The sequence below is a fragment of the Variovorax sp. GW821-FHT09D04 genome, assembly GCF_059416405.1.
In genome coordinates this window covers 78,750-95,346 of the sequence record NZ_JBWKPA010000002.1, presented here as the reverse complement: position 1 = coordinate 95,346, position 16,597 = coordinate 78,750, and the positions used below count along the sequence as shown (strand labels likewise).

General features: G+C 65.7%; 18 protein-coding genes. 9 read left to right on the top strand and 9 right to left on the bottom strand.

The window, feature by feature from the left end; translation table 11 throughout:
* Positions 1-4: 4 nt before the first annotated feature.
* The 9 genes from AC07O4_RS06620 to AC07O4_RS06580 form a co-directional block, all read right to left on the bottom strand.
* On the bottom strand, positions 5-1,105 hold the full coding sequence (locus AC07O4_RS06620; RefSeq protein WP_083259397.1) for a Rieske 2Fe-2S domain-containing protein: 1,101 nt from the start codon (positions 1,103-1,105) through the stop codon (positions 5-7).
* Between the two features lie 51 nt (positions 1,106-1,156).
* Positions 1,157-2,029: a polyprenyl synthetase family protein gene (locus AC07O4_RS06615; RefSeq protein WP_495304461.1), complete on the bottom strand. Its 873-nt coding sequence runs from the start codon at positions 2,027-2,029 to the stop codon at positions 1,157-1,159.
* A 124-nt stretch (positions 2,030-2,153) separates the two neighbouring features.
* Complete coding sequence (locus AC07O4_RS06610; RefSeq protein WP_495304065.1) at positions 2,154-3,077, bottom strand: SAM-dependent methyltransferase; 924 nt, start codon at positions 3,075-3,077, stop codon at positions 2,154-2,156.
* 27 nt (positions 3,078-3,104) lie between these two features.
* Entirely contained in the window at positions 3,105-4,046 is a 942-nt protein-coding gene (locus AC07O4_RS06605; RefSeq protein ID WP_062480112.1) for an SAM-dependent methyltransferase, read from the bottom strand.
* Between the two features lie 34 nt (positions 4,047-4,080).
* The gene (gene dxs / locus AC07O4_RS06600) at positions 4,081-5,976 is read right to left on the bottom strand and encodes a 1-deoxy-D-xylulose-5-phosphate synthase (protein ID WP_495304063.1); all 1,896 of its coding nucleotides are present in this window, start codon (positions 5,974-5,976) and stop codon (positions 4,081-4,083) included.
* Positions 5,977-6,388: 412 nt separating this feature from the next.
* Positions 6,389-7,372: a lipoyl synthase gene (gene lipA, locus AC07O4_RS06595; RefSeq protein ID WP_062480166.1), complete on the bottom strand. Its 984-nt coding sequence runs from the start codon at positions 7,370-7,372 to the stop codon at positions 6,389-6,391.
* Between the two features lie 7 nt (positions 7,373-7,379).
* Complete coding sequence (gene lipB, locus AC07O4_RS06590; RefSeq protein ID WP_062480168.1) at positions 7,380-8,057, bottom strand: lipoyl(octanoyl) transferase LipB; 678 nt, start codon at positions 8,055-8,057, stop codon at positions 7,380-7,382.
* Positions 8,054-8,362, bottom strand: coding sequence for a YbeD family protein (locus AC07O4_RS06585; protein ID WP_095747011.1), 309 nt, complete (start codon positions 8,360-8,362; stop codon positions 8,054-8,056). Before AC07O4_RS06585 ends, lipB begins: the two co-directional genes overlap by 4 nt.
* Positions 8,359-9,252: a D-amino acid aminotransferase gene (locus AC07O4_RS06580; protein ID WP_495304061.1), complete on the bottom strand. Its 894-nt coding sequence runs from the start codon at positions 9,250-9,252 to the stop codon at positions 8,359-8,361. Before AC07O4_RS06580 ends, AC07O4_RS06585 begins: the two co-directional genes overlap by 4 nt.
* Before the next feature lie 137 nt (positions 9,253-9,389).
* On the opposite strand from AC07O4_RS06580, the gene AC07O4_RS06575 reads away from it, so the two are divergent.
* The 9 genes from AC07O4_RS06575 to AC07O4_RS06535 are packed head-to-tail and all read left to right on the top strand — an operon-like array spanning position 9,390 to position 16,593.
* On the top strand, positions 9,390-9,860 hold the full coding sequence (locus AC07O4_RS06575; RefSeq protein WP_056576477.1) for an ATP synthase subunit I: 471 nt from the start codon (positions 9,390-9,392) through the stop codon (positions 9,858-9,860).
* Between the two features lie 26 nt (positions 9,861-9,886).
* Complete coding sequence (atpB, locus tag AC07O4_RS06570) at positions 9,887-10,765, top strand: F0F1 ATP synthase subunit A (RefSeq protein ID WP_095747009.1); 879 nt, start codon at positions 9,887-9,889, stop codon at positions 10,763-10,765.
* 49 nt (positions 10,766-10,814) lie between these two features.
* Positions 10,815-11,084, top strand: a complete 270-nt coding sequence (gene atpE / locus AC07O4_RS06565) for a F0F1 ATP synthase subunit C (protein WP_056576471.1) — start codon at positions 10,815-10,817, stop codon at positions 11,082-11,084.
* A gap of 33 nt (positions 11,085-11,117) precedes the next feature.
* Positions 11,118-11,588: a F0F1 ATP synthase subunit B gene (locus AC07O4_RS06560; RefSeq protein WP_495304059.1), complete on the top strand. Its 471-nt coding sequence runs from the start codon at positions 11,118-11,120 to the stop codon at positions 11,586-11,588.
* A gap of 7 nt (positions 11,589-11,595) precedes the next feature.
* The gene (locus tag AC07O4_RS06555; protein ID WP_062480178.1) at positions 11,596-12,126 is read left to right on the top strand and encodes a F0F1 ATP synthase subunit delta; all 531 of its coding nucleotides are present in this window, start codon (positions 11,596-11,598) and stop codon (positions 12,124-12,126) included.
* Positions 12,127-12,173: 47 nt separating this feature from the next.
* On the top strand, positions 12,174-13,787 hold the full coding sequence (gene atpA, locus AC07O4_RS06550; protein ID WP_062480180.1) for a F0F1 ATP synthase subunit alpha: 1,614 nt from the start codon (positions 12,174-12,176) through the stop codon (positions 13,785-13,787).
* Between the two features lie 33 nt (positions 13,788-13,820).
* A complete protein-coding gene (gene atpG / locus AC07O4_RS06545; protein WP_062480182.1) occupies positions 13,821-14,696 on the top strand; it encodes a F0F1 ATP synthase subunit gamma in 876 nt (291 codons plus the stop codon).
* A 43-nt stretch (positions 14,697-14,739) separates the two neighbouring features.
* On the top strand, positions 14,740-16,155 hold the full coding sequence (gene atpD / locus AC07O4_RS06540) for a F0F1 ATP synthase subunit beta (RefSeq protein WP_062480184.1): 1,416 nt from the start codon (positions 14,740-14,742) through the stop codon (positions 16,153-16,155).
* 18 nt (positions 16,156-16,173) lie between these two features.
* The gene (locus tag AC07O4_RS06535; RefSeq protein ID WP_062480186.1) at positions 16,174-16,593 is read left to right on the top strand and encodes a F0F1 ATP synthase subunit epsilon; all 420 of its coding nucleotides are present in this window, start codon (positions 16,174-16,176) and stop codon (positions 16,591-16,593) included.
* Positions 16,594-16,597: the final 4 nt, after the last annotated feature.

Sequence of the window (16,597 nt, the reverse complement as noted above, 5' to 3'; positions counted from 1 at the left end):
TGGTTCATCGTTCCGCCGACGCTCTCAGGACCGGCTCGGTGTCCGCGTCGCCGGGCGGGGTGGCGGGATAGAACTGCGCGGACCAGCGGCGGAAGGCGGCGATGGAGCGGTCGCCCGCCATGAGGGCGGGGCGCTTGAGGAAGGCGCGGGTGCGCCAGAACGGCATGTCCTCGCTGGAGAACGAGATCAGCCAGCGATGCGCCATGGGGTTGAGCACGCGGTAGGCGAGCTTTCTGGCGGGCGAGGGCCAACCGTCGAACCGCGCGACGCTGGGGATGTCGATCCAGCGGAAGGTCCAGCGCAGCGGTGCGATGGGCGTGGCATAGACCAGCGTCGTGACCCGCAGGCCGAACTCCGGCATCTCGTTTTCCGCCCGGGTGTGCCCGAGGCCGAAGTTGGTCAGGCGCATGTTCAGCCGCTTGCCCTTCCAGCGCGCGCTGATCGAGACGGTGAGCGTGTGCTGCTCCATCTCGTGCGTCATCGCGGCCTCGGTGAGGCCGTGAAGCGATCCGAAATGGATCATGTCCACGCTGTTCTCTCCCACGGCGTCGCCGTAGCCGTCGAGTTCCCGCTGTCCGTACTGCGGGTAGATGCGATCGTCGAGGTCGAGGCTCGGAAAGTCCCATTCGGGCGGGATGTCCTCGCTGTGGCGCCACACCATGACCACGCCGTTCGCTTCCTTGGCGTAGCGGCTCGTCAGCGCTGTGCGCGGCGGGGTCTGGCCCGGGCAGGCGCGCACGCACGCGCCATCGGGACCGAACACCAGGCCGTGGAACGCGCAGGTCAGGTGCTCGCCGTCGATCGTGCCGCCGTGCCCGAGGTGGGCGCCCAGGTGCGGGCAGTACGGCTCGATGACGCGAAGCAGGCCCGACGCCGTGCGGTAGACGACCAGGTCCTGTCCCATGAACGGGACGGTGATCAATGCGCCCGGCCTGACTTCGTGGCTGAAGCACACGGCGAACCATCCGTTGGTGTAGGGCAGCGGCATGCGCGTGTCGCCCGAGGCGCTGCGCGTGTGCAGCAGCGGCTTGCGGGCACTCACGAGGCGCGGGGCGTGCTCGCCGGCGTGGGGGCCGGTCATGAGGCGGGTCGAGGGTTCAGTCATGGCCGAGGCTCCTTGTTCGAAGGCGGGGGGACGCACCTGTGCGCGGGCGGCTCAGTGCGCGCGCTGGATGACCAGGTCGGCCAGCTGGCCGAGACGCCGGGCCCCGGGCCCGAGCGGTGCAAGCGCGGCGTGGGCGCGTTCGCGCAGTTCGCCGGCCAGCGCGCGCGAGGCCGCCAGGCCGAGCATCGACACGCAGGTCGGCTTGTCGTCGTCGGCGTCCTTGCCGGCGGTCTTGCCCAGCGTGGCCGTGTCGGCGGTCGCGTCGAGGATGTCGTCGACCACCTGAAAGGCCAGGCCGATGGCGTTGCTGTAGTCGTCGAGCGCGCGGTACAGCGCGGCGTTGACCGGCGTGTCGGCCAGGCCGCACAGCGCGCCCATGCGCACGGCCGCACGGATCAGCGCGCCGGTCTTCATGCGGTGCATCTGTTCGAGCGCCGGCTGGCTCAGCGACCGGCCCGCGCTTTGCAGGTCGATGGCCTGGCCGCCCACAAGGTGGCGAGAGCCGGCGGCCTGCGCCAGCTCGCGCATCAGCGCGATGCGACGCTCGGCCGGCAGCGGCAGTTCGCTCAGCGTGAAGAAGGCCTGCGCCTGCAGCGCGTCGCCCACGAGGATCGCGGTGGCTTCGTCGTAGGCCACATGCACGGTGGGCTTGCCGCGGCGCAGGTCGTCGTCGTCCATCGCGGGCAGGTCGTCGTGCACGAGCGAGTAGACGTGGACCATCTCGATGGCGGCGCCCGTGGCGTCGAGCGCATCGGGCGGCGCTTCGGCGAGGGCGCCCGCCGCCTGGCACAACAAGGGGCGGATGCGCTTGCCGCCGCCGAGCGCGGCATAGCGCAATGCCTCGTGCAGGCGCGTGGGCCGGGTGTCGGGCGGCGGCAGGTGCAGGCCGAGGGCCGTTTCGATGCGGCGGGTGGTGCCCTGCATCCACGCGTCGAAGGCACCGGCGGGTTCGATGCCGGTGCGCGGGACCGCGCGTGCCTCGTCCTGCCACGGAGCTTCTTGGTTCACTCAGGTCTTCCCGGGGTGGGGTCGGGTCGGTGCGCGGGACTCAGGTCCGCCGCGCAATGAAGCTGAACGACGAGGCTTTGTCCTTGAGCAGCGCGTCCGAGAAGCTCACGGCGATGTCGCGCAGCTCGGTGAACGTGGCGGTCTTGCTGGTCGGGTGGTGCGCGTCCAGGTTGTCCTTGACCAGCCCGTACCAGCGGATCACCTCCGCGTTCGACGGCAGCACGCGCTGGTCGAGCACCGCGAAGCCGTGGCGCTCGAGCACCTGCTTCACGCCGTCGGGTGTCTTGCGGTAGCCCGACGCGGCGCGGTCGACCTTGTCGGGGATGTGCGACTTGTAGGTCGCCAGGTCCACCTTGTAGAGGCTTTCCGAAATGATGACCGTGCCGCCCGTGCGCATGCGTGCCGACAGCGAGGCCATGGCCTGCTCCAGCACCTCGGGCGTGAAGTGGATCAGGCTGCCGCGCAGGATGGCCAGGTCGTAGGGCACCTGCGAATCGGGCAGCTCGCCGATGTCCTTGGCGTTGCACTGGTACAGCCGCACGCGGTCGGCCAGGCCCTCGTGCGCGATGAGTTCGCGCGCGCATTCCAGCTGCGGGCGGCTCACGTTCACGCCGTCGATGCGCGCGCACTGCGGGTAGCGCTGCGCGATGAACTTCAGCACCGGGCCCCAGCCGCAGCCGATGTCGATCGCGCGGCGCACGGTGGCTGGAGACAGGTCGGCGCCGGCCTGCTCGGCGAGCTCGAACTGGTGCTCCATGTGGCGCCGGCCGGAGGCGTCGAGCGGGAGGTCGTGCGGGTCCATCTTGTCGTCGAACACGCCGTACTGGTACCAGAGCTCGTTGCCGATCGCCTTGCGCCACTGGTCGGGCGTGTCGGCATAGACCTGCTCGATCTTGTCCTGGTAGTGGTCGAGGCTGCGGCTGTGGATGACGTCGATGCCGACGGCTTGCGCGGATGCTTGCATGGTGTGGGCGCTCCTGGTGGGGGAAATTCAGAGGCGTCGCGCGATGACGCTGTAGGTCGAGAACTTGTCCTTGATCAGCGCGACCGAGAGGCTGACCGCCATCACGCGCAGCTCTTCCAGCGGCGGCGGGATGGTGTCCGGCGTGAAGTTCTTCTCGATGTTTTCCTTCACGTCGGTGAACCAGCGCGCCACGTCGATGTTGCGCGGGAGCACGCGCATGTCTTCGACCACGAAGCCGCTCTCTTCGAGCACGCGGCGGAAGTAGGCCGGCGTCTTGCGGTGCTTGCAGGCGAGGCGGTCGACCTCGTCCTCGATGTCCGAGCGGTAGTTGTCCAGCGGGATGTTGTAGAGGTTGTCGGAGATGACGACCTTGGCGCCCGGGCGCATGCGTGCGGCCACCTGCTTCATCGAGCGTTCGTACAGGTCGTTCGGAAAGTGCGAGATGACGCCGCGGATCGTCACCAGGTCGTAGGGCGTGTCGGGGTTGGGCAGCAGGGCGACGTCCTGCGCGTCGCACAGGTACAGGTTCACGCGGTCGCTCAGGTGCTGCTGGGCGTGGTACCGGGCGCAGTGCGCGAGCTGCGTCTCGCTGATGTTGATGCCGTCGAGCTGGCGGCATTGCGGAAAGTGCTCCGCGAGGTAGCGCAGGCCGAAGCCCCAGCCGCAGCCCACGTCGAGGATGCGCCGGATGGGGAAGGGCGGAGGCTGGTCCAGGCCCGCGATCTCCATCTGCTGGTCGAAGTAGCGCAGGCCCGATTCGTTGAGCGAGATCGGCGGCACCGAGCGTGGGTCGTCGTAGACGCCGAACTGGAACATCAGGTCCTCGCCGATGGCCTTGCGCCAGTCCTCGGGGTCGTCCTGGTAGGTGTACTCGACCTTGGCGTGGTACGGGTTGGCCTCGGCACCCCGGATCACTTGAAGCGAGGGCGGGGCGGGCGCGTCGATGCGGCGTGCGGTGGCTGTGCTCATCGGGTTCTCCTGTGGCTGGCGGTCACGGTGGGTTTCAGGAAACGAGGCTCATGCGAGCCGTGCGGAACGCGGGGGCGTTGGCATCGAAGAACGCCTGGATTGACTGCACCAGCCCGTCGGCATCCAGGCCATGGGCCGCAAGCAATCGGGCGCAGTCGCCGTGTTCGACGAACTGGTCGGGCAGGCCGAGTTGCAGCGACGGAATCAGCACGCCTTGCGCGGCCAGCGATTCGAGGCAGGCCGCGCCGGCGCCGCCCATCACGCAGCCTTCTTCGACGGTCACGAGCACGTCGTGCGTCTCGGCGAGCGAGAGCACCAGGTCGGCGTCGAGCGGCTTGACGAAGCGCATGTTGGCGACCGTGGCGTCGAGCCGTTCGGCGGCGGCCAGGCTGGGCGCGACCATGGTGCCGAAGGCCAGGATGGCGATGCGCGCGCCCATCGGCTGCGTCGATTCGCGCCGCACCTGGCCGCGGCCGATGCGCAGCGGTTGCAGCGCACGCACGGGCAGCGTGCCGGGCCCGCCGCCGCGCGGGTAGCGCACGGCGGCCGGGCCGTCGTGGCGCAGGGCGGTGTGCAGCATCTGGCGGCACTCGTCCTCGTCGGACGCGGCCATCACGACCATGTTCGGAATGCAGCGCAGGTAGGCGACGTCGAAGGCGCCCATGTGCGTCGCGCCGTCGGCGCCGACGATGCCGGCGCGGTCGACCGCGAACACGACCGGCAGATTCTGCAAGGCCACATCGTGGATCAGCTGGTCGTAGGCGCGCTGCAGGAAGGTCGAGTAGATGGCGACCACCGGCCGCATCCCCGCCGCCGCGAGGCCCGCGGCGAAGGTCACGGCGTGCTGCTCGGCGATGCCGACGTCGAAGTAGCGCTCGGGAAAGCGCCGCTCGAAGTCCATCAGCGCCGAGCCCTCGCGCATGGCCGGCGTGATGGCGACCACGCGCGCATCGGCCTCGGCCTCGTCGCAGAGCCAGTCGCTGAAGACCTGGGCGTAGGTCGGCTTGGCGGGGGCGGCTGCCGGGGCGGTCTTGATGCCGGCGGCGGGGTCGAACTTGCCGGGGCCGTGGTACAGGACCGGGTCCTGCTCGGCCGGGCGGTAGCCGTGGCCCTTCTGCGTGACGATGTGCAGCAGCTGCGGACCCGGCTGCGCCTGCAACTTCTGCAGGGCCGGGATCAGCGCGCCCAGGTCGTGGCCGTCGATGGGGCCGGTGTAGTGGAAGCCGAACTGCTCGAACAGGGTGGCGGGCGACAGGCCGAGCTCCGAGGGCTCGCAGGGGGCCAGCGCCGGGCGCATGGCGCGCAATCTTTGCCGGCTGGCTTCATTGGCGCTGGCATAGGCGCGTTCTGAAATCAATCCGCCCAGATAAAGGCGTAGCATGCCGACGGGTGGTGAAATCGACATGTCGTTGTCGTTCAATATCACCAATAAGCGGCCGCAGGCCTGCGTATTGTTCATGGCCTCGAAAGCCATGCCGGCGCTCAAGGCCCCGTCGCCGATCACCGCAATGGCGTGGTCGGTCGAATTGGAAATGCGGGCGGCCTGTGCAAATCCCAGGGCGGCGGAAATGGAGGTGCTGGAATGCGCGGTGCCGAAATGATCGTGCTCGGATTCGGCGCGCCTCGGAAATCCGGAAATACCACCGAATTGGCGCAAGGTGGGCATGGCCTGGCGCCGGCCGGTCAGGATCTTGTGGGCATAGCTCTGGTGGCCGACATCCCAGACGATGCGGTCGCGCGGGGTGTCGAACACATAGTGCAGGGCGACCGTCAGCTCGACCGTGCCCAGGTTGGAGGCGAAGTGGCCGCCCGTGCGGGACACGCTGTCGACGATGAAGGATCGCAATTCATCCGCAAGGCCCGGCAATTGCGCAATGCCGAGCTGGCGCAGCGAATGGGGCGAATCGATGGCTTCGAGCAGGGCATGCATTCCGGTTTCTCCGTGAGATGGAAACGCGCGGGCCGTGGCGACTGAATTCTTTATGCGATGCGGTACTGGCTAATTTCGGACGAAACAATGCCTTGGAAATTGACGGTTCAATTTCCTTGTCAAAGCCTCCGAGGGAGCCTGAAAGCGCGTCGGCTCCGGGTTTTTAATTCCGGGTCGGGCGAAATCAGGAGGTCAGCGTAGGGGATGGATTTGACGCACGCAAGCGAATGCGGTTGCAAATTTTTTGATACCCCGGGTTATTTACCCCCGAGGTTTTAATCAGTTTTTTGGATGGCGCGGCGCGCGCGCACGACCGCCGCGGCCGTTCGAAAACGGCCGTGGTGCGAGGTCAGGGGGGAGAGGAGGGAGGGGGCGCCGACGCCCGCGCATGGCGGGCGATCGGGCGGTGCCGTCAGACGCCGGCGGCGTGCGCCTGCTGGTCGGCGTGGTAGCTGGAGCGCACCATCGCGCCCACGGCGGCGTGGCTGAAGCCCATCTTGTAGGCCTCTTCCTCGAACATCTTGAAGGTGTCGGGGTGCACGTAGCGGCGCACCGGCAGGTGCGAGCCCGACGGCGACAGGTACTGGCCGATGGTCAGCATGTCGATGTCGTGGGCGCGCATGTCGCGCATCACCTGCAGGATCTCTTCGTCGGTTTCGCCCAGGCCCACCATGATGCCGCTCTTGGTCGGCACGTTGGGGTGCAGCGCCTTGAACTTCTTCAGCAGGTTCAGGCTGAACTGGTAGTCGCTGCCCGGGCGCGCTTCCTTGTACAGGCGCGGCGCGGTTTCCAGGTTGTGGTTCATCACGTCGGGCGGCGCGGCCTTGAGGATTTCCAGCGCGCGGTCGTCGCGCCCGCGGAAGTCGGGCACCAGGATTTCGATCTGCGTCATCGGCGAGAGCTCGCGGATGTTGCTGATGCAGTCGACGAAGTGCTGGCTGCCGCCGTCGCGCAGGTCGTCGCGGTCGACGCTGGTGATCACCACGTACTTCAGGCGCAGCTTGGCGATGGTCTTGGCCAGGTTGAGCGGCTCGTCCTTGTCCAGCGGATCGGGGCGGCCGTGGCCCACGTCGCAGAACGGGCAGCGGCGCGTGCACTTGTCGCCCATGATCATGAAGGTGGCCGTGCCGTTGCCGAAGCATTCGCCGATGTTCGGGCACGAGGCCTCTTCGCAGACGGTGTGCAGGTTGCTCTCGCGCAGGATCTGCTTGATCTCGTAGAAGCGCGTGGTGGGGCTGCCGGCCTTGACCCGGATCCACTCGGGTTTCTTGAGCACTTCGCCGGTCTGCACCACCTTGACGGGGATGCGCGAGAGCTTGGCCGCGGCCTTCTGCTTGGCCAGCGGGTTGTAGGTTTCGGCGCTCTGGGCGTCGCGGACGACTTCGGTGGTGCTCATTGGTGTGTCAAGGAGCCAGGAAAGCGCCGAGCTTTTGGCTCAGCACTTTGGCGGCTTCTTCCCATGTGGTTTGGACGCCGATTGTAGAAAGGTCGACCGTTTGCAGCCCCGCGTAGCCGCAAGGGTTGATGCGCGAGAAGGGTTCGAGGTCCATCGCGACATTGAGCGACACACCGTGGTAAGTGGCGTGGCGGCTCACCTTGATGCCCAGCGCGGCGATCTTGCCCAGGCCCCGGAACGGGTCGGCGCCGGGCATCGGGCCGGTGAGGGCGGCGTGCGAGAACGGGTCGTCCAGGCGCACGTAGATGCCCGGCGCGCCCGCCACGCGGTGGCCCGTCACGCCGAAGTGGGCGAGCGTGCGCAGCACCGATTCCTCGATGCGGTAGACGTATTCCTTGACGTAGTAGCCCGCGCGCCGCAGGTCGATGAGCGGGTAGGCCACCACCTGGCCCGGGCCGTGGAAGGTGACCTGCCCGCCCCGGTCGGTCTGCACGACCGGGATCGGGCCGGGGGCCAGGATGTGGTCGGTCTTGCCCGCCAGCCCCTGCGTGAACACGGGGTCGTGCTCGCAGATCCATAGCGCGTCGGGCGTCTCGGGCGTGCGCTCCTGCGTGAAGCGCTGCATCGCCGCATAGGTGGCGAGGTAGTCGGCCCGGCCGAGCCACTGCGCTTCGAGGGGCGTCAAAGAACGACTTTCACCATCGGGTGCGCGGACAGGGCGCGGTAGAGGTCGTCGAGCTGCTCGCGGCTGGTGGCGGTGACGGTGATGGTCACGCCCAGGTAGTTGCCGGCCTTGCTGTCGCGCAGCTCGACCGTGGTGGCGTCGAAGGCCGGGTCGAAGCGCTCGGCGATCTGCGTGATGGCATGCACGAAGCCGTCGACCTTCGCACCCATCACCTTGATGGGGAACTGCGAGGGGTACTCGATCAGCGATTCCTTGCGCGGATCGGGGATCGATGCGGTGTCGGTAGGGGGCGTTGTGTCGGTCATGCGGTGGCTCCTGGCGCGTCGGCGTTGCGTTGCTTGGCCTGTTGGTAGGCGGCATACAAGCTCTGGTAGATGGGGCCGGGATGGCCATTGCCAATGGCCCGGCCATCGAGTGTGACAACGGGCAACACTTCCTTGGTGGCCGAGGACAGCAGCAGCTCGTCGGCGCCGAACACCTCGTCGCGCGACACGCGCCGCAGCGCGAAGGGAATGCCGCTGTCCTGGCACAGGCGCTCGAGCAGGCCGTAGCGGATGCCGGTCAGCACGAGATTGTCTTTCGGTGGACCGATGAGCGTGCCGTCCTTCACGATCCACACGTTGCTCGACGAGGCCTCGCTGAGCCACTCGCCGCGGAACATCACGGTCTCGGTGGCGCCGGCCTCGACGCTGATCTGCCGCGCGAGCACCGCGCCCAGCAGGCTGGTGCTCTTGATGTGGGCCTTCTGCCAGCGGAAGTCGTCGGCGGTGACGCAGGTCACGCCCTTGGCGCGCACCGCATCGGCCACGGGGGGCAGAGGGTTCACCATCGCGAACACCGTGGGGCGCAGGCCGCGCACCATGACGTGGTCGCGTGGTGCCACGCCGCGCGAGACCTGGAAGTAGATCGCCTGCGGTGCCTTGCCCTGCGGCGCGGCAAGCCGCGTGGCGATGGCGCGCCATTCGTCGCGCGAGTAGGGGTTGTCGATCTGCAACTCGGCCAGCGAACGCTCGAGGCGCGCGATGTGTTCATCGAAGCAGAAGGGCACCCCGAAGTAGACGGGGATCACTTCGTAGATGCCGTCGCCGAAGATGAAGCCGCGGTCGAGAACGCTGATCTTCGCGTCGCGCAGAGGGGTGAATTCGCCGTTGAGAAAGCACGGCGTGTCGGGCAGTGCCGAGGTGATGTCTTGCATCCGCAAATTATGGGCGGACGCCACACTCGGTGCAGAACTGTCGACGAAGTGTCACGTTATGGCGGGACCCCGCTAGGTTTTACTTATAATCAATGGCTTTGTAAAATTCTCCGGGGACAAACACGGGGTGCATTCGAATGACAACCAACGCCCCTGTCCCTGAGGTTGACGCCGAAGAATCCGATTTCAAGCCACTCACGGCCGAAGAGGCCCAGAAGTTGCGCGAGCAAAACCCCGAGCTGTCACCCTGGTGGGTGATCGCAGCCCAAGTGGCTGCAGGCGTGGTGGTAGCTTGCCTGGCGTGGATCTGGACGGCGCGATCCGAGGCTGCAATCTCGGCGTTTTACGGAGCCATGACAGTAGCGATCCCCGCGGCCTTGTTTGTCCGCGGTGTCCGGCGCAAACCGGGCATGCCGTCGCAGGCTGTCATGTTGAGGTTTTTTGTGTGGGAGATGATCAAGATCGCGCTGACCGTTGCCTTGCTGGCCGCGGCGCCGTGGCTGATCGGGGGGCTCGTCTGGCTGGCCATGGTGGCTGGCGTGGTGGTCGCCATGAAGATGTACTGGGTGGCACTGCTGGTGCGGCCCAAATTTTTGAACCGGATTTGACTGTTTTGGAAGAGAGACGCTGAAAGATGGCCGCCGAAGGACACGCCCCGACCGCGAGTGAATACATCGTTCACCACCTCCAGCACTGGCAAGTCGACTGGAGCCTCAAGCCCGTCGTTCAATCCGCCATTGTTGACTTCAACGTCATCAACCTCGACTCGGTGCTCTACGCGCTGATCATCGGCGCATTGGGCTGCTTCGTGCTGTGGCTGGCTGCCCGCAAGGCAACGCCCGGCGTGCCCGGCCGTTTCCAGGCGGCGGTCGAGATCCTGGTCGAGATGGTCGACAACCAGGCCAAGGCCAACGTGCACAACGCCGCCAGCCGCAAGTTCATCGCCCCGCTGGCGCTCACCGTGTTCGTCTGGATCTTCCTGCTGAACGCGATGGACATGCTGCCGGTCGACCTGCTGCCGGCCATCTGGACCCAGGTCTACTCGGCCCTGGGCCACGATCCGCACCACGCCTACATGCGCGCCGTGCCGACCGCCGACCTCTCGACCACGCTCGGTCTTTCCACTTCCGTGCTGCTCCTGTGCCTCTTCTACAGCGTCAAGGTCAAGGGCCTGGGCGGCTGGGGCCATGAGCTGATCACCGCGCCCTTCGGTGCCCACCCTCTGCTGTGGCCCGTCAACCTGCTGATGCAGGTCATCGAGTACCTGGCCAAGACGGTCTCGCACGGCATGCGGTTGTTCGGCAACATGTATGCGGGCGAGCTCGTCTTCATGCTCATCGCCCTCATGGGCGGTGCCATGGCGGCCTCGTTCTCCGGTGTGTTGCTGCCCATCGGGCACATCATTGCCGGCACTGTCTGGGCGATCTTCCACATCCTGGTGATCACGCTGCAGGCTTTCATCTTCATGATGCTGACCCTGATCTATCTGGGCCAGGCGCATGAGGCGCATTGAGTTTCCCTTTTTCTTTTCGTTTGCTTTAAATCTGTTCTAAGGAGTCATCATGGAAAACATTCTCGGTCTCGTCGCTCTCGCTTGTGGTCTGATCGTCGGTCTCGGCGCCATCGGTGCTTCCATCGGCATCGCGCTGATGGGTGGCAAGTTCCTGGAATCGTCGGCCCGTCAACCTGAGCTCATGAACGACCTGCAGACCAAGATGTTCATCTTGGCTGGTCTGATCGACGCGGCCTTCCTGATCGGCGTGGCCATCGCCCTGCTGTTCGCCTTCGCCAACCCGTTCGCCGCGACCCTGCTGGCCAACCTGCCCAAGTAAGCCGGTTCAACGCCACTCCAGAAAGGTGTTGCCGTGAGTATCAACGCGACCCTGTTCGTTCAGGCCATCGTCTTCCTGCTGCTGGTGCTGTTCACGATGAAATTCGTGTGGCCGCCCATCGCGAAGGCTTTGGATGAACGCGCACAAAAGATCGCTGCGGGCCTGGCGGCCGCCGAGAAGGCCAAGGCTGAACTCGCTTCCGCCAACCAGCGCGTCGAGCAGGAACTGGTTCAGTCTCGCAACGAGACCACCAGCCGCCTGGCCGATGCCGAGCGCCACGCCCAGCAGATCATCGAAGAGGCCAAGGGCCGTGCAACGGTGGAGGCCAACAAGATCGTGGCCGACGCGCACGCCGAAGCCGAACAGCAGTCCGTGCGTGCCCGTGAAGCCCTGCGTGAGCAGGTTGCTGCGCTGGCCGTCAAGGGTGCCGAGCAGATTCTCCGCAAGGAAGTCAACGCCGGTGTCCACGCCGACCTGCTCCAGCGCCTGAAGACCGAGCTCTGAGGACGATATGGCCGAACTTGCGACCATTGCCCGCCCCTACGCGGACGCGCTCTTCGGGGCTACTTCGAGCGACCTCGAAGGCACGGCCGGATGGATCGGCCAGCTGGCCGCCATCACTGCCGATCCGCAGCTCCTGCAGTTCGCTGCCGACCCGAAGGTGTCGCCGGAACAGATCTTCGATCTGATCTCCGGTCTGCTGCCGCAAGCCTTGCCGGACACCGGCAAGAACTTCCTGCGCACGGTGATCGACAACGGCCGGCTTGCTGCATTGCCTGAAGTCGCGGCCCAGTACCGCGAGCTCAAGAACGCCAAGGGCGGCACGGCCGACGCGGTGATCTACAGCGCCTTCCCGATCGACGCGGCGAGCCTCGCCGAGGTCGCCGTGGCACTGCAGCGCCGTTTCGGTCGCCCGCTGAACACGCGTGTGGAATCCGATCCTTCGCTGATCGGCGGCATCCGTGTGGTGGTGGGGGACGAAGTCCTCGACACCTCCGTCAAGGCGCGTCTCGAACAAATGAAAGCAGCGCTCACCGCCTGAGGCGGCGAGCCGCGGTTGGCCCTATTTATTGAAAGAAGGAAAGAGTCATGCAACTCAATCCCGCAGAAATTTCCGAACTGATCAAGAGCCGTATCGAAGGCCTTGGCGTCAGCGCCGACATCCGCAACCAGGGCACCGTGGTCTCGGTGACCGACGGCATCGTGCGCGTGCACGGCCTGTCGGACGCGATGCAAGGCGAAATGCTGGAATTCCCGCCCACGGCTGACGGCACGCCGTCGTTCGGCCTGGCGCTGAACCTCGAGCGCGACTCGGTCGGCGCCGTGATTCTGGGCGAGTACGAGCACATCTCCGAAGGCGACACCGTCAAGTGCACGGGCCGCATCCTGGAAGTGCCCGTGGGCCCCGAGCTCATCGGCCGCGTGGTGAACGCACTGGGCCAGCCGATCGACGGCAAGGGTCCGATCAACGCCAAGATGACCGACGTGATCGAAAAGGTCGCTCCCGGCGTGATCGCACGGAAGTCCGTCGACCAGCCGATGCAGACCGGCCTGAAGTCGATCGACTCGATGGTGCCCGTCGGCCGTGGCCAGCGCGAGCTGATCATCGGTGACCGCCAGACCGGCAAGACGGCCGTGGCGATCGACGCGATCATCAACCAGAAGGGTCAGAACATGACCTGCGTCTACGTTGCGATCGGCCAGAAGGCTTCGTCGATCAAGAACGTGGTGCGCTCGCTGGAACAAGCCGGCGCGATGGACTACACCATCGTGGTGGCCGCATCGGCTTCCGAATCGGCTGCCATGCAGTACGTGTCGGCCTACTCGGGCTGCACGATGGGCGAATACTTCCGCGACCGCGGCCAGGACGCCCTGATCGTCTATGACGACCTGTCCAAGCAAGCCGTGGCCTACCGTCAGGTGTCGCTGCTGCTGCGCCGCCCGCCAGGCCGCGAAGCCTACCCCGGCGACGTGTTCTATCTCCACAGCCGTCTGCTCGAGCGCGCAGCCCGCGTGAATGCCGACTACGTCGAAGCCTTCACCAAGGGTGAAGTCAAGGGCAAGACCGGTTCGCTGACGGCACTGCCGATCATCGAAACGCAAGCCGGCGACGTGTCCGCCTTCGTTCCGACCAACGTGATCTCGATCACCGACGGCCAGATCTTCCTGGAAACCAGCCTGTTCAACGCCGGCATCCGTCCCGCCATCAACGCCGGTATCTCGGTGTCGCGCGTGGGTTCGTCGGCGCAGACCAACCTGATCAAGAACCAGTCGGGCGGCATCCGTACCGATCTGGCCCAGTACCGTGAACTGGCCGCGTTCGCGCAGTTCGCTTCCGACCTCGACGAAGCGACCCGCAAGCAACTCGACCGCGGTGCGCGCGTGACGGAACTGCTCAAGCAGACCCAGTACAGCCCGCTGCCGATCTCGCTGATGAATGCCACGCTGTTCGCAGTGAACAAGGGCTTCATGGACGACATCGACGTCAAGAAGGTGCTCCCGTTCGAACACGGCTTCCACCAGCTGCTGAAGACGAGCCACGCCGCCCTGCTCGAAACCATGGAAAAGCATGGTGCCAAGTGGGACGTCAAGCCGGCCAAGCCGGACGACAGCGCGGAAAAGCAGGCCTTCAAGAAGGTGTGCCAGGACGCCGAAGCCGAACTGCTGGCAGCAGCCACCTCGTTCAAGAAGTCGTTCGCCTGAGCGACCTTTTGACCGACGCAAGAAGGAGCTCATATGGCAGCTGGTAAGGAAATCCGCGGCAAGATCAAATCGGTGGAGAACACCAAGAAGATCACCAAGGCCATGGAAATGGTCTCGGTTTCCAAGATGCGCAAGGCGCAAGAGCGCATGCGTGCCGCACGCCCCTACAGCGAGAAGATCCGCAACATCGCGGCGAACCTTGGCAAGGCGAATCCCGAGTACACGCACGCCTTCATGAAGAAGAACGACGCCAAGGCGATCGGCTTCATCATCGTGACGAGCGACAAGGGCCTGTGCGGTGGCTTGAACACCAACCTGCTGCGCGCCGTGACGGCCAAGCTGCGCGAAGCGCAGTCGGCCGGCGTGGCGATCGAGTCGGTCGCCATCGGCAGCAAGGGCCTGGGCTTCCTGAACCGCATCGGTGCCCGCGTGGTGGCGCACGTCACCCACCTGGGTGACACGCCGCATCTGGACAAGCTCATCGGCCCGGTCAAGACGCTGCTGGACGCTTACGCGGAAGGCAAGCTCTCGGCCGTGTACCTGTGCTACACGAAGTTCATCAACACGATCAAGCAGGAGCCGCTCGTCGAGCAGTTGCTGCCGCTGGCCGCAGACTCGCTGCAAGTCGAGGAAGGCCAGCACTCGTGGGACTACATCTACGAGCCCGATGCGCAAAGCGTGATCGACGAGCTGCTGGTCCGCTATGTCGAGTCGCTGGTCTACCAGGGCGTGGCAGAAAACATGGCGTCCGAGCATTCGGCGCGGATGGTGGCCATGAAGGCTGCCACCGACAACGCAGGCAATGTGATCAGCGAGCTGAAGCTGGTCTACAACAAGACCCGCCAGGCCGGCATCACCAAGGAGCTCTCGGAAATCGTTTCGGGCGCTGCGGCGGCCGCCGGTGTCTGAGCCCTTCGGACCTCAACAGATTTAAATTTTTATCGGAGCAGACATGGCTCAAGCAGAAGCAGTTCAAGGCAAGATCGTTCAGTGTATTGGCGCTGTGGTCGACGTGGAATTCCCGCGCGACAAGATGCCCAAGATCTACGACGCCCTCAAGTTCGAAGGCAGCGCACTGACGCTCGAAGTCCAGCAGCAGCTCGGCGACGGCGTGGTCCGCACGATTGCGCTGGGTTCTTCCGACGGCCTGCGCCGCGGCCTGATCGTGACCAACACGCAAGCCCCCATCACCGTGCCCGTGGGCAAGGCGACGCTGGGCCGCATCATGGACGTGCTGGGCGCGCCCATCGACGAGCGTGGTCCGGTCGACCAGACGCTGACCGCCTCCATCCACCGCAAGGCTCCCGCGTACGACGAACTGTCGCCCTCGCAAGACCTGCTGGAAACCGGCATCAAGGTGATCGACCTGGTGTGCCCGTTCGCCAAGGGCGGCAAGGTGGGCCTGTTCGGTGGTGCCGGCGTGGGCAAGACCGTGAACATGATGGAACTCATCAACAACATCGCCAAGGCTCACTCGGGTCTGTCGGTGTTCGCCGGTGTGGGTGAACGTACCCGTGAAGGCAACGACTTCTATCACGAGATGGCCGACTCCGGCGTCGTGAACCTCGAGAAGCTCGAAGACTCCAAGGTCGCCATGGTCTACGGCCAGATGAACGAGCCCCCGGGCAACCGTCTGCGCGTGGCCCTGACCGGCCTGACCATCGCCGAGTCGTTCCGCGACGAAGGCCGCGACGTGCTGTTCTTCGTGGACAACATCTACCGCTACACGCTGGCTGGTACCGAAGTGTCGGCACTGCTGGGCCGTATGCCTTCCGCCGTGGGCTACCAGCCGACGCTGGCCGAAGAAATGGGCCGTCTGCAAGAGCGGATCACGTCGACCAAGGTCGGCTCGATCACCTCGATCCAGGCCGTGTACGTCCCTGCCGACGACTTGACCGACCCGTCGCCCGCCACCACCTTCGCCCACTTGGACTCGACCGTGGTGCTGTCGCGTGACATCGCTTCGCTGGGTATCTACCCCGCCGTGGACCCGCTGGACTCGACCTCGCGCCAGCTCGACCCGAACGTGGTCGGCGAAGAGCACTACAACGTGGCCCGCGCCGTGCAAGGCACGCTGCAGCGCTACAAGGAACTGCGCGACATCATCGCGATTCTGGGCATGGACGAACTGGCGCCCGACGACAAGCTCGCCGTGGCCCGCGCCCGCAAGATCCAGCGTTTCCTGTCGCAGCCGTTCCACGTGGCCGAAGTGTTCACGGGTTCGCCGGGCAAGTACGTGCCGCTGTCGGAAACCATCCGCGGCTTCAAGATGATCGTGAACGGCGAAGCCGACCACCTGCCGGAACAAGCGTTCTACATGGTCGGCACCATCGACGAAGCGTTCGAAAAAGCCAAGAAGGTCGCCTAAGGCGGCATGGGAACTCAGATGGCAAACACCATTCACGTCGACGTGGTCAGCGCGGAAGAGTCGATCTTCTCGGGCGAAGCCAAGTTCGTCGCGCTGCCCGGTGAAGCCGGTGAGCTCGGCATCTATCCGCGTCACACGCCGCTGATCACGCGCATCCGTCCCGGCGCCGTGCGCATCGAGACGGCCGACGGCGGCGAAGAGTTCGTCTTCGTGGCCGGTGGCATCCTCGAAGTGCAGCCCGACGCCGTCACCGTGCTGTCCGACACCGCGATCCGCGGCAAGGACCTCGACGACGAGAAGGCCAACAAGGCCAAGGCGGCCGCCGAGGAAGCGCTGAAGAACGCGAAGAGCGACATCGACATCGCGATGGCGCAGTCGGAACTGGCCGTGATGGCTGCGCAGATCGCTGCGCTGCGCAAGTACCGCCAAAAGAAGTAAATCA